The sequence below is a fragment of the Paenibacillus sp. W4I10 genome, assembly GCF_030816325.1.
GTDB classification, from domain to species: domain Bacteria; phylum Bacillota; class Bacilli; order Paenibacillales; family Paenibacillaceae; genus Paenibacillus; species Paenibacillus amylolyticus_B.
This window is the reverse complement of sequence record NZ_JAUSXX010000001.1, coordinates 3,654,580-3,667,400: the sequence shown is the minus strand read 5'-3', so window position 1 is coordinate 3,667,400 and position 12,821 is coordinate 3,654,580. Positions and strand designations below refer to the sequence as shown.

At 47.3% G+C, this 12,821-nt stretch carries 11 protein-coding genes; 4 read left to right on the top strand and 7 right to left on the bottom strand.

The genetic code is table 11. From position 1 onward, the window contains the following. Position 1: 1 nt before the first annotated feature. From QF049_RS16620 to QF049_RS16610, 3 genes are all read right to left on the bottom strand, one after another. Positions 2-796: a MurR/RpiR family transcriptional regulator gene (locus tag QF049_RS16620; protein ID WP_307538973.1), complete on the bottom strand. Its 795-nt coding sequence runs from the start codon at positions 794-796 to the stop codon at positions 2-4. A gap of 136 nt (positions 797-932) precedes the next feature. Continuing rightward, positions 933-1,766 (bottom strand): ABC transporter permease subunit, encoded by an 834-nt coding sequence (locus QF049_RS16615; RefSeq protein WP_124116987.1) that lies wholly within the window; start codon positions 1,764-1,766, stop codon positions 933-935. Beyond that, complete coding sequence (locus QF049_RS16610) at positions 1,759-2,664, bottom strand: ABC transporter ATP-binding protein (RefSeq protein WP_150366555.1); 906 nt, start codon at positions 2,662-2,664, stop codon at positions 1,759-1,761. The genes QF049_RS16615 and QF049_RS16610 overlap by 8 nt, the downstream gene beginning before the upstream one ends. Positions 2,665-3,108: 444 nt before the next feature. Between QF049_RS16610 and QF049_RS16605 the strand changes: the two genes are divergently transcribed. From QF049_RS16605 to QF049_RS16595, 3 genes are read left to right on the top strand one after another with little or no spacing between them, the layout of a single operon-like run. After that, entirely contained in the window at positions 3,109-4,944 is a 1,836-nt protein-coding gene (locus QF049_RS16605) for an HSP90 family protein (protein ID WP_307538969.1), read from the top strand. Next, on the top strand, positions 4,944-5,126 hold the full coding sequence (locus QF049_RS16600; RefSeq protein WP_307538968.1) for a hypothetical protein: 183 nt from the start codon (positions 4,944-4,946) through the stop codon (positions 5,124-5,126). Before QF049_RS16605 ends, QF049_RS16600 begins: the two co-directional genes overlap by 1 nt. Continuing rightward, entirely contained in the window at positions 5,093-5,992 is a 900-nt protein-coding gene (locus QF049_RS16595) for a hypothetical protein (protein ID WP_307538966.1), read from the top strand. The genes QF049_RS16600 and QF049_RS16595 overlap by 34 nt, the downstream gene beginning before the upstream one ends. Positions 5,993-6,143: 151 nt before the next feature. On the opposite strand, the gene QF049_RS16590 is transcribed toward QF049_RS16595, so the two are convergent. The 4 genes from QF049_RS16590 to QF049_RS16575 all read right to left on the bottom strand — a co-directional run bounded on the left by QF049_RS16590 (position 6,144) and on the right by QF049_RS16575 (position 10,808). Continuing rightward, on the bottom strand, positions 6,144-8,351 hold the full coding sequence (locus QF049_RS16590) for a serine hydrolase domain-containing protein (RefSeq protein WP_307538964.1): 2,208 nt from the start codon (positions 8,349-8,351) through the stop codon (positions 6,144-6,146). 50 nt (positions 8,352-8,401) lie between these two features. Further along, positions 8,402-9,172, bottom strand: a complete 771-nt coding sequence (locus QF049_RS16585) for a DUF3169 family protein (protein ID WP_307538962.1) — start codon at positions 9,170-9,172, stop codon at positions 8,402-8,404. A 1-nt stretch (position 9,173) separates the two neighbouring features. Then, complete coding sequence (locus QF049_RS16580; protein WP_017690042.1) at positions 9,174-9,383, bottom strand: helix-turn-helix transcriptional regulator; 210 nt, start codon at positions 9,381-9,383, stop codon at positions 9,174-9,176. A gap of 174 nt (positions 9,384-9,557) precedes the next feature. After that, positions 9,558-10,808, bottom strand: a complete 1,251-nt coding sequence (locus QF049_RS16575; RefSeq protein WP_307538959.1) for an MDR family MFS transporter — start codon at positions 10,806-10,808, stop codon at positions 9,558-9,560. A gap of 123 nt (positions 10,809-10,931) precedes the next feature. Between QF049_RS16575 and QF049_RS16570 the strand changes: the two genes are divergently transcribed. Next, on the top strand, positions 10,932-12,815 hold the full coding sequence (locus QF049_RS16570) for an ABC transporter substrate-binding protein (RefSeq protein ID WP_307538957.1): 1,884 nt from the start codon (positions 10,932-10,934) through the stop codon (positions 12,813-12,815). Positions 12,816-12,821 lie beyond the last annotated feature (6 nt).

Here is a 12,821-nt window from a genome sequence, read left to right as displayed (position 1 = left end):
GTTAATACTTATCGCTAATGCTCCCCATGTATAACATGTCGAAAATGTAGAGTACCGAGACCATCGAAGACATTTTGGATAGCCTTAATTGTTCATTGTATCCATAAGCCAGCAGCGTTTCATCACAATGCTTGGATAGGGTTGAATGGTTGTTGCCCGTGACCGCGATGACTTTCATGTGTTTGCTATTGAGCACTTTGGCGGCTTCAATCATGGATTGGTTCTCACCTGTGTGTGAGATAACAAAAGACAGCGTGAGGCTATTGGGATTCATCGTGTTCAAATAATGCATGTTTGGACTATTGTGAGCAATCGCAGATATGCCGAGTTCATTCCACTTGGCACAAGCCTGTTGAGCCAGATAATAATTCATATCACTGCCATAGATATCGATACGTCCGGATTCTTTGACCCAGCTCGCGATTCGTAGCAAAACAGGAGCATTTAACATCCGGCGGGTATCATCCAGCGCTTGCTGGTACAGGTAAGGAACCGAGTCGATGGCAGCCAGCACGTTGCCTTGTTCTGCAATTGCATGATCCTGAGTCTGCAACGAGGAAGGCATCTGTTGATATTCAAGAGCAAGCTTGAGCTGAAAGTCTGGGTACCCCTTGGTACCCAGCTTTTTGCATAGGCGAACAATGGTGGAAGAGCTTGTATAAGTCTGCTGAGCCAGTTCATGGGCTGTAGAATCAAATACAACTTCGGGGTTGCTCAGGATATAGTCCACAATATGTTTCTCCTGTGCCGTTAATTGTGAAGCATATTTTAATTTTTGAAGTAGTTTGGATTCCATACAGTTGTTCCATTCCTCTCTAAAATCATCCCATAGCATATATCTCCACATCATAACCTGCACTTATTTATTTCTCAATCTGTATAGCGGAGCGACAGTGTGGTTTGTTGAATTTCGTCGCTACACTCCATATCATTCAGATCTGACTTTCCGCCAGTTGCTGACGACTATTCCACGCCGTGACCAGACGAAGAAGAACCAAACTTATGAGCAGGAGCACTGCTCCAATCATGAGTAACATCCAAGGACCAATCAGCAGCATGCCACTGGCTTGACCTGCGACTAAGGCGATCAGGGGAAGGACAATTAATCCGCCCAGCTGATAAGCTTCCTGGAACCCACGGACTTTTGCCGAGATCAGCACGTTTAATAAAATGACCATAAGACTGCAAGCGGGAACAACCCAGACCACAAGTATGATCCAGTTCAGATTGGGAAACATCAACGTTCCAAACATGGGGTACATCAGAATATTGGCAATGATTCCATAGATCAGGAAAGTAACCCAGGATAATAGAATGGAAGGGATCAGGGCAGCTAGCACTTTGCCTTTAAAAAGAGTGTTCATACTTATCGGTGTGAATAACAACCCTTCCAGCGTCTTACGTTCCTTCTCACCAGCGAAACTATTGGCCGTCAGAATACTGGAGGCCATCACCGGAATGATGAGAAACAAGGGAGCGAACATATACATGGCCAAGTAATAGACAATACGATGATTATCTGTAGGCATGGAAGCAAGCTGGGGAATCTGTCCACCATGGGTTAACGCATCCAATGATTCGAGTAGAAAGCTGATGTTGCCCAGAGAACGAAGTTCCATTCTGGAGGCCGCCCACAGGAGGGCGGAGGGCATGATGATTCCAATAATCAGTGGAACGATCAACATGGGCAACCAGAGCTGAACGCTGGCTGTGACGGACCGGATATCTTTACGTACCAGTGCACGTATGGCTTGGCGGTTATTCATGGTGGTGTGCCTCCCTTATGGCAAAATAGATACTTTCCAGATCACTGCCCGTGATGCGGGCCTGATAGACTTGACCATGCTCCGTTAATTGCCTTAGCAGTAATGGAATATCTTCACGCGATGTAAGCTGGAATGTCGCTTGATGTGCGGAGATTATTTCAGGTGTAAAGTTGGTTGCCGTGTGCCATCCATCGGACATGTCGGCTTCTACTTCGAGCTTCGGAGTGGACAGGTACCGGCTAACAATCTCCTGTTCCGTGCCTTCCTCCACGATGCGCCCCTTTTCCATGAAAATATAATGATCACAGACGGCTGACAGTTGAGACAGCACGTGGGATGAGACCAGAATTGTCATCTTTTCTTCCTTATTTAACTGACGGATAATGCGCAGCACCATCTGAATTCCATCCGGATCCAGGCCATTGGTGGGCTCATCCAGAAACAGGATGGAAGGACGGTGCAAGAGTACTCGGGCAAGGCCCAAGCGTTTCTTCATGCCTGTGCTATAGGTGCCGACTTTTCGATGCTGATAATCCTGTAACTCGAACAGAGTTACAAGCTCATCGATTCGTTTCTTGGCATGCTTCAGGCCAAAAACATCTGCGAAGAAAGTCAGATTGTCACGCCCGCTCATATTTTCATATAATCCACTTTGTTCGGTAAGAGTGCCACACATGGCCAGTACTTTCTCCGCCTCACGAGCGGCGTCCAATCCGTTAATGGTTACCTGTCCACCGGAAGCGCCTAAGACCCCATTCATGATGCGAATCAGTGTGGTTTTGCCCGAACCGTTGGGTCCAATCAACCCGGTGACACTACCTTGTTTAACTGTGAAACTGACATCATGCAGTGCTTGATGCACCTTGAATTGCTTGGATATGTTGCGTACTTCGATCATGTATATTCACCGTCCGATCTGAGTTTGGAGATTATACGTGCGGTAGGCTGATATCGTTCAAATGGACGACAAAAAAGATATTTTCCTCCTTCAATAGTCCCGAATGTAGGATGCACAATTACCCTGAAGTCTGCCTGAAATCGGGTCTCAGGTTTGTTTTCACTCTGCCTTGTAACATGTATCCTTATTTTAGGGTAGAACATCCGTTTCATTGCTATTCATAACGTGGTAATGAAAGATAAGGCCATACGTCTCATGAATGCCTGAAATATGCATATACGCCGGTCTTGGTTATCCAGGGCCGGCTTGATGTGATGTTTTGGCGTGCCTGTCACGGGGAACGTCTGTTTCTAACGATTACATAATGAATTCGTCTAACACATCCATATGAATACATTGTATGGATACATATTGTGTTTGGACGTAGAGGAAGGTGAGTGAGTCATGACAGCATCCAATGAATATCGTTTTCAAGTGAACCTGAGCGGGATGATCCAGATTTTATCCAACCATCTATATAGTAGTCCTAAGGTGTTCTTGCGCGAACTGATGCAGAATGCGACGGATGCGATTACCGCACGAACGGAGTCGGAGCCGGGGTATCAGGGTGAAGTGCGTGTTGAACTGACGGGAACAGGTGAGCAATTGACCATGATGGTGGAGGACAACGGCATCGGCTTGACTGAAGCTGACATCCATGAATTCCTGGCCATGATTGGACAATCCTCGAAGCGGGGGCAGCAAGCGCTGCTGGATGGAGAGACTTCGTTTATCGGACGTTTCGGGATCGGGTTGTTATCCTGTTTCATGGTAAGTCACGAAATTGTCATGCTGACGCAATCCGCGAAGGGCGGCCCTTCGATGGAGTGGCGGGGCAAGCCGGATGGCACCTATACGATTCAACAGTTGGACACACAGCTGTCCCCGGGGACCAAAGTATATCTGCGTTGCACACCGGACGCGGCGCACTACTTTGAACCAGATTATGTGAAAGAAGCTCTGTTCTATTACGGAGCGTTATTGCCGTATCCGGTCACGTTGCATCATGACGGCGCGCAACATGTGGTGAATAGTGAGACACCGATCTGGCTGATGGACCCTGCGCTCGCACGTTCACGCAGATCAGAGGTATTGGCATTTGGTGAACGTCTGCTTGGCGAGCAGTTCCAAGACTTCATTCCGTTGACGACAGCTTCAGGCCGTACCGGAGGTATTGCTTTTGTACTGCCACACGCGGTTAATCTCAATGCCAAGCGTTCTCACAGGGTTTACCTGAAGCGAATGCTGATTTCGGAGAAGGCCGAGAACATTTTGCCAGAGTGGGCGTTCTTTGTGAAATGTCTGATCTGGACAGATGAGCTTCAACCGACGGCATCACGAGAGCATTTTTATGAAAATGAAAAGCTGGAGGAAGTTCGCTCCGAACTCGGAGACGCACTTCGCAAGGGACTGGCCGACATGGCTGAGAGCCAGACGGAACGGCTACAGAAGCTGATTCGCCTGCATGCCTTATCCATGAAGGCACTGGCTGTGCAGGATCAGGCATTCTACGCGATGATTCATCGCTGGCTGCCTTTTGAGAGTACGAGGGGGCACCGTGAACTGGGTGAGCTGATCGATGAAGGAGAGACATTGTATTTCACGTCCTCTGTTGATGAGTACCGTCAGATTCATCATGTGGCATCCGCACAATCAATGCTGGTGATTAACGGTGGTTACATCTATGACAGCGAGTTGATGGCGACACTGCCGATGACCGTGCACAACGTACACACGGAGCGTCTACAGCCGGATCAGGTCTCGATGAGTTTCACAGATGTGCCACCCGCTGAGCGTAATCAGTATTATGATGCGTTGCGACTCGCCGATTCTGCTCTGCAGCGCTTCCGTTGTCGGGCTGAGGTGAAAGGTTTTAAGCCATCGGATCTGCCGGTGTTGTTCACGCTGTCTCAGGAATCGTCAACACTTCGTGCGCTGGAAAAAGCAAGCGAGGAGAGCACGGAATTGTTCTCGTCTGTTCTGGGTTCATTGTCTTCTGGCATGAGTTCAGCAGGGTACTCAACCTTGTATTTGAACGTGAGTAATCCGATCATTCAGCGTGTACTGACATCACCGGATGACCAGATGACACCGATTGCCATCGAAATGTTATACGTCAATGCACTGATGATGGGGCATTATGCCATGAGCAAGCAGGAGCTTGAAGTGTTAAATCAGGGCATTGTTCGTTTTATAGATTGGGGTTTGCGTGCAAATACAGATCGTAAGGGGGATGCCTGATGAAGACAGAGATGGACTTTGAAGAACTGATGGACGAGGCCTATGGCTTGCCCAATGGTCCGGCGAAGCTTGGTATGCTGGAGGAAGCGGCAAGAGTTGCCGATGTGAACGGCATGGAGGAGAGGCATACGAAGCAAGATCGGAGATTGTGGAGACAGCAACATTCTGTGGTTATCCGATGAAAGCACTGATTGCTTTTTCCTGGCAGCTGGGCAAGTTCGACCAACAGCCCGAAGAATATGATGAAGAAACATTAATGTGGTCGTACAAATGGATATTGGGCAAGATGCCCGACTTCCCGGAAATATCACGTGAGAAGATCCTGGAGCTGTTGGAGGATTTCGGACGGCGTTTCAAGTCCTACGGTTACAGCGAACGCTCCTACTGGTATTATCGGTTCCGGATCTTTATGGATTTTGGGGAGCTGGAGGAAGCGGGACGCAGTTATGATCGATTCAGAACGATGGATCGTGACTTTATGAGTGACTGCGAAGCCTGTGAGCAGGATGAGATTATGCGATATTTCTTGTTAAAAGGAGACGATGAGAAGGTCTTGGAAGTGGCACAGCCTATCCTGAAAGGGCGTATGAGCTGTGCAGAGATTCCGCATCTGACTTTGTCTGAAATTTTGATGCCGCTATATCGGTTGGGACGGACTCCGGAAGCAGATAAACATCAGACCAAGGGATATCGCCTGATCAAAGGCCAGAACGATTTTGTGCAGAGTTTTGCGGAGCAGATGGATTATCTCACACGTACGAATCCGGCAAAAGGCATTGATGTGCTGGAGGAAACACTGGTGTTTGCTGCTGATCATGAAGATCCTTACGCCAAAATGTTGTTTTATGCCAGAGCAGCATCGTTGCTTCGCCGCTGGGCGGAAGAATCTCCAGAATACCGATTACGTCTGCCAGCATCTTTCCCGTATGAAGGTGATCCAGGCGACCTGCTCAAGCTGGCCGATTACTTTGCGGAGCATGCTCAGACCGCTGCAGCCAAGTTTGATCAGCGCAACGGGAACCGCCATGTATCTTCGTTGATCGAATAGAGACGGATATAACTGAGTAACAGATTTTTATAATAAGTTATGAAAAGTAACGAAAATGGCTTGTTCGAGAAGGATCTTACCCTTCTGAACAAGCCTGTTTTTTTTGCATCATGAGCATGATAGATCTAATCGGTATGAAGATGTTTTATTTTTATTGTGCTGAAGTCGCAGAAGGGACCGGCGCTGGTACTGGAACCGGTGCAGTTTCAGATGTCTCCTCTGCAGCTTCGGCTTCTTCAGCAGGTTCTGCTTGCGGCTGCCTAGCAGCCATCAGCTCAGCGACGATTTGATCTGTTGGTTGGGTAAGCAACGCATACATAATCGCAGCCTCTTCCTGACGAATCAGAGGTTTGCGAGAAAGTAAATCAACGGATCCATCTTCAAGCACTTTTACCTCAGGTCCATGGATACCAAGCTTCGCCATCATCTGAACGGCTGGTACAGCCCATGGGTCCGTGTGACCCGCAAGTTTGACATCCGTGAACAGTTCACTAGGATATTGCAGTTGCAGAATTCTCCACATCATGACCATGGCTTCCTGTCGGATAATCACTTGATCCGGCTTAAACTGCTGTTCGTCTTTGCCAGTAATCATACCCATTTCATATCCAAGTTGGATATATCCGGCTGCTGCATGGTCTGCCCAGTCGGTGCCTGCAGGAGGTGTTGTTTTGCTGGGCTTCAATCCACTCAGTTTAAGCGTGTTCTCAATAAATTCAGCTCGTGTCACAGCTGTTTTCGGTTGGAAAGACTTGTTAGCATCATTCTCATAATATCCAAGAGATTGTATGGCATAGATTGCTTCAGCATAAGGACTGTTATCACGAACATCCCGGAAGCCCATAGGCTTTTGCCCTTTTTTCTCATAACCCATAGGGTTGAGGTAAGGTTCTTTCATATAGATGGTTCCATCAGCATTTTTCTTGAATGCTGTGAATTGACCGGTCAATTCATCTTTGAAGAGATTATCTTCCACTTGAATCAGGTTGCGTTGACCCAGAAAAACGTCCGAAATGCTCAGTTGTCCAGGCTCTGTACCAGCATTTTTCAGGGAGCTGACGATCGTGCTAATTCGCAGATCCGCGTACAATCCGGTGAAGCGTTGCAGCTCAGCTGCGGATTGCGGCGTGTATTCCTTGAACTGTACAGGCTCTGCATATTGCGGGAAGAAACTTTGAATGAATGCCGGGTAGAACAGATTACGAAGTGCTCCATTTTGATTATACGTCAGGAAAACGCCTGTATTTTGCTCGGGAATAAGGAAGAGATAAGAGCTGAATCCGGTCAGGTCGCCTCCTTTTGTAATGATACTTGGACTACTTCCTGCTCCGGGAAGCTGAAATGCAGCTTCGAATCCATACGTGGTGTTTGGTAACAGTGGATGAATGGAGGAACGGTACTGTTCCATGCTTTTCACCGTGGATTCCTTGAGAATGCGCTCGTTGTCTTTCACGCCATCATTCAGAAACGCAATCATGAACTGCCCGATGTCCTCAGCGGTAGACAACATGCCACCTTGAGGCATTGGTGTTGGAGAGATGGTGTACAGATCAAGCGGATTGTGTGCCGCATCATAGCCTGTAGCTAGCTGCTTTTGGAACTTTTTGTCCAGCATGAAACTGCTGTTATCCATTCCTAGCGGTTTGAAGATATGTTGTTGCATGTAGGATTCAAAAGGCTCGCCGCTTACATTTTCAACAATCATGCCAAGCAGCAAAAACGAGAAGTTATCGTACATGTAGGCGCTACCAGGCTCGCGAACGACAGGAGGCATGTGTTGCTGTGCGTAATCCTCCATCGCTATGTACTTGTCGAAATCAGTATGGATGTCTTCCTGCTGCGGATCACGAATCTCGAATCCGGTCGTGTGTGTGAGCAGGTTCTCCACAGTTACAGGTTTGTCAAAAGGATTATCAAACTCGAGCCCTTTCACATAGTTCTGAAAATCAGCTTGCAGATCAACCTTGCCTTGCTCGACCAGCTGCATAACAGCTGCTGACGTGAACGTTTTGGAGACAGAGGCTACACGGAAGGCCGTATTTTTCGGATCGATAGGCGTTTTGTTCTCCTGATCAGCATAGCCGTATCCTTTTTCCGCCAGAACTTTGCCATCCTTCACAACAACAACGGAGGCTCCCACATAATGGGGCTTTGCCTCAGGTGAATCGAAAAAAGAATCCAGAAATGCTGTAGCCGATTCAGTTGTCAGCGCTTTCGTCTTTCCTTGTTCAGCACCTACTGGAGTTGCGGTCTCCGCCTGAACTGCGGGTACCCACAGACTGAGAGACAGAACCACAGCCATAAAAGCTCCTGTTAGGGAGGTGAACCTGAAACGGGTCTTTCGTTTGGATAAATGCATGCAAACACTCCTTTATGAAAATATTTACAAAATAGTTACCTACCCATGTATTACTGATTACTCGCACGATAGGTTTCACGATAATAGATTCCAATGTTGGCAATCCAGATCACAGAGAGCATTACAATCGGGAATGGAGCAAAGGTAAAGAGCATCGAATATAGAACCATAGAGACCATTCCGACACCAAGAAGTACATTCATCATCTGAAAAGAACGATAGGCTGCGCGATACACGATCCATTTCTCACCTTCATCCAGCTTCTCAAAATGATCTTTCTTCATATTGCGCGAGTTCAGATCCAGAGTGCGTTCAGGGTAATAACGGTTGTATCGCTTCACAGTCAGAGTTTGCACTACCACAACGATGATAATAGAGATACACGAAGCAACAAAATTTAAGAGGTTGAACAATTCTGGAGAATTCGGCATGGTTCGGTTGGATGCATACAAGGACAAAGCAAGTGCTGCCCAGGTAAACGTAAGAATAACGCTGAATCCGCTGAGTATCATCGCTTTTCCGAGGGAGCGCTCTGCGGGAGAGATGAGTGAATCGGAATCTCCATAAGCATCATCTTCCATGGGAGGGACAGATGGCGTGCGGGAGAGACTGAAGATGTTCCACACCGTCATAACTACCACAAGAGCCGCCAGGATTGCGAATAAAAGATCATAGTCATAATACACGGACAGCGTCCAGTTCAAGTCAGAAGGGAGTTTACTGACTCCGCTAGCTCCGAGAAAACCAACTACAGCGCCACCTGCTGCATACAAGGGAAGACGCAACCGCTTTTTAATGGACGAGGATGATGAACTTTTCATTTTAATCTCCACCTTTCAGTTCAAAGATTTTTTCAACAGGTTCACGAAATACATGTGCTATTTTTAGTGCCAGAACGACCGACGGAGAGTAATCTCCACGCTCTATCAGGGCAATGGTTTGACGGGATGCACCAATGAGTTTGGCCAGTTCTGCTTGGGATAGCCGGTCTCTGGCTCGTAACTCCCGAACGTGATTGTGTAATTCTTCCACTTGCTCACCTCCATGAACCTAATGTACATGATATTTGACTAAATGTAAACTATAATATACAAAATGTTAAAGATAATTTACTTATAAACGTTGATAATGGACATGAAAAAGAGAGCCTGCTGGGCTCCCTTGGATGATTATTTTGTTGTCGGAAAAGTTGCCAGAAAAGTGAAATCAAGATGCATCTGCACACGGCAGATGTTGATTCTGTTCCTCTGCCTTCCGAAGTAACATTCGGAAAAAGATGAGCGCTCCAAGTCCCATCAGGATATACAGACCAGCCATCGCATAGGAGGGCAGAAAGGCTCCAATGGTTAACCCGAGACTGCCGAGGAGGGCAGCTGCGTTGTAACTCAACCCGTCAGCAGCCATATAGGCAGCACGGTCCGAATCTGGAATCATACCCGCGAGCATGACCTGACGAACAGGGGCGTACATCAATTCTCCAACGGTTAGCAGTATAGCGGATGAGATGAGTAACCAGGCCCAGTTGCTGAAAGCAAGTACGGTGAAACCTGCGGTATAGAGGAGCATACCGACAGTCATGATAGATCGGGACTGGAAGCGACCTATCCATCTGGAGAATGGAATGGCAACCAAGGCGACCATTACGGTGTTGATGACCATGATCAGGCTGAACATATGCAGACCTGAGATATCTGAGCCGAACAGTTGGGCGGTGAATTCATTTTTTAGACGAACAGCGATGTATTTATCCAACTGAAATTCCAGGGAGACTGCAAGTACAGTAGCCGTGAAAAATATCATGAAACGTTTGTCCTGAAAGACCGCCCAGTACGTTTTCAGTATGTTCCTCTGGATGGGAGCATCGCCATAACCAAGTACACGTTTATCCATTGTTTCACGAATCATAAAGATCAAAATAAACAGGGTAGCTAGGCTTTCAAGGCATACCAGACTGAACAATAGGAAACGAAATGATTCGAAAAATAGCCCGCCTATCAGTGCACCAAAAGTTACAGCAACGTTTGTGGTCCAATATTGCAATCCATATACATAATGACGTTCATGTTCACTGCTCACGTCGACAATCATGGCATTAGCAATCGGCACGGTGATCCCTGAACTGAGACTGCTGAGCAGAAACATGAGACAAGTGACAATGATCGAATCCATCCACGGCGAATTGGCGATGGCCAAGCCGAGTAGAGCCACGACCTGGAGACTTTGTGCGATCACCATCAATTTCTTCCGTCCAATCCGGTCAGACCAATATCCTGCCCACAATCCCACAATCATGGACGCCACAATATTGACAGTCAGCAATAACCCCGCCAAACTTGCGCCAATCTGAATACTCAGATAGATCGCCATGAATGGAATGATGGACTTCTGGGTCAGATCGGTGAAAAAATCAGTAATGATACGTATCCTGATGTTAGGGTGCAAATCGGCGTATTTCATAAGTCGTTTTTCTTCCTTCCCACTGGTCATGTTGATGTTACTGAGTATAATGGAGGAAAACCTGAAGAAAAACTGTAGAAGCATCCGGATGGATTTCGTATTTTAGCAGAAGGTAGGGCATATATGGACGTATCAGAACATTACATTCAACTGCGATTAAACTTTCCACATGTACATGATGAACAAGAATTGCATACAACGGTAGGTGAACTCGCCGATCTATTATGTTGTACCATGCGTAACATGAACCTCATTATGAACAAATTCAAGGAGAACGGATGGGTCAGGTGGAACCCGCAACGCGGAAGAGGCAAAAAATCGATGCTGGTATTTTGTGTCCCGTTACTTGAAGTGGCGCGTGAACGATTTGACCATCTCCTGGATGGGAACAGGATGGAGGACGCCTATGAACTGGCCGCCACCTTACCAATTACGATGAGAGAACATCTGATGCAGCAAATGCAGCATCAATTTGGTCTGCGTTCGAATGGAGGGGACAGAGGACGAGTGGATACATTGCGGATTCCACGGAATATCCCTTTTAAGACATTGGATCCCACGCAGACGGCCATGTGGGGAGAAGTTTTTATTGTTGCGGAGGTTTTTGATTGTTTGGTTCGCTATAATGCTGAACACCAGGTCTGTGAACCGAGTCTTGCTATGGCATGGGAGAGTCATTCAGAGGGGAGGGAATGGACTTTTTATCTGCACAAAGGTATACCATTTCATCATGGCAGAACATTGGATTCAGAGGACGTGAAGTTTACCTTTGATCGCATTATCTCTGACAATAGTAACCCGTGCAGACCTCTATTTGGATCTATTGAGCGCATAGAGACGTTGGACGAATTGACAGTACGTTTTGTGTTAAACAAGCCTAACTTCATGTTCCCGGATCTGATGAGTAGTATGTCTGCATCGATCTTGCCGAGAGATGTGGAGATGAATCCGCTCCATCCGATTGGAACAGGACCTTATCGGTTGACACGTCATGATTCCAAGCTGCTTGTGTTGGAAGTATTCCCTTCCTACTTCCGAGGCCGAGCCTATATTGACCGCGTTGAAGTATGGCAACTTCCCCACTCTGGGAGGGTGGAGTCCGTCATCAAGCATAATATATTTCCGGATGCGGAGCCTCGTGCCGTGCAGCATGAGATGCAGGGTGGCATGTATATGACGTTTAATATGCAAAAGGAAGGGCCACAGCATGATGTGAATTTTCGCCGGGCTGTTCAACAACTATTGAATGCGCAGGAGTTGTCGCAAGCGCTCGGAAGCACGAACACGCAGGCTGCTTATAGTTTGATTCGAGGACGAGTACAGCAACCTTTAAAGGTGGGTTCAAATCAAGGGGAGCCATGGAAACAGCAATCGGAACAACTGGATGGTTCGGTCACACCTGTACCTGAACTTTCCGTGGAGACCTCACTGGCGCGGGCCTCAGCATTATTGCGTCATAGCTCTTATCAAGGGCAGAGTTTAAGTCTGTGGGTGGAAGAAGGCGAGAAGATGGAGGCAGATATGGTCTGGTTTGCAGAGAGAAGTAAACAGATTGGCCTACATATCAACATTATGCAGGGAGATCCGATCCATGCAGTCTATCAAGATGGGTTCGGGGAATGTGATCTGATCTATACAGGAGAAATCTTCAATGATCATGTCGTGCTGAGTCTCGTGACGATGTACACCTTCCAGAACACGTTATTCCTGATTGCGATGAATGATTACTGGAGACATGAACTGGAACAGGAATGTGGACGAGTGGTGATGATCCAGGAACCTGCGGAGCGGTTGAATAGATTGATTCGGTTAGAAGATCGACTGATTCAGGAGGCGTTGCTTCTGCCGACATACAGCTTCAAGGAAGAACACGCCCATCATGATTCGTTGCGAGATTATCGTCTTGCGGGGTATGGTCTGCCTGATCTGCGGAGATTGTGGGTGAAGAGAAGACCTGGTGCCGAGGAAGAGGATACGAGTTACCCAGTGTATATTCCGTTGTGGTAGGTATGG

Bases quoted from the DNA above. Each gene is read 5' to 3' on its own strand.
- QF049_RS16570 (WP_307538957.1), top strand. From the start codon at position 10,932: ATGGACGTATCAGAACATTACATTCAACTGCGATTAAACTTTCCACAT.
- QF049_RS16585 (WP_307538962.1), bottom strand. From the start codon at position 9,172: ATGAAAAGTTCATCATCCTCGTCCATTAAAAAGCGGTTGCGTCTTCCC.
- QF049_RS16600 (WP_307538968.1), top strand. From the start codon at position 4,944: ATGAAGACAGAGATGGACTTTGAAGAACTGATGGACGAGGCCTATGGC.
- QF049_RS16610 (WP_150366555.1), bottom strand. From the start codon at position 2,664: ATGATCGAAGTACGCAACATATCCAAGCAATTCAAGGTGCATCAAGCA.
- QF049_RS16620 (WP_307538973.1), bottom strand. From the start codon at position 796: ATGGAATCCAAACTACTTCAAAAATTAAAATATGCTTCACAATTAACG.
- QF049_RS16575 (WP_307538959.1), bottom strand. From the start codon at position 10,808: ATGAAATACGCCGATTTGCACCCTAACATCAGGATACGTATCATTACT.
- QF049_RS16590 (WP_307538964.1), bottom strand. From the start codon at position 8,351: ATGCATTTATCCAAACGAAAGACCCGTTTCAGGTTCACCTCCCTAACA.
- QF049_RS16605 (WP_307538969.1), top strand. From the start codon at position 3,109: ATGACAGCATCCAATGAATATCGTTTTCAAGTGAACCTGAGCGGGATG.
- QF049_RS16615 (WP_124116987.1), bottom strand. From the start codon at position 1,766: ATGAATAACCGCCAAGCCATACGTGCACTGGTACGTAAAGATATCCGG.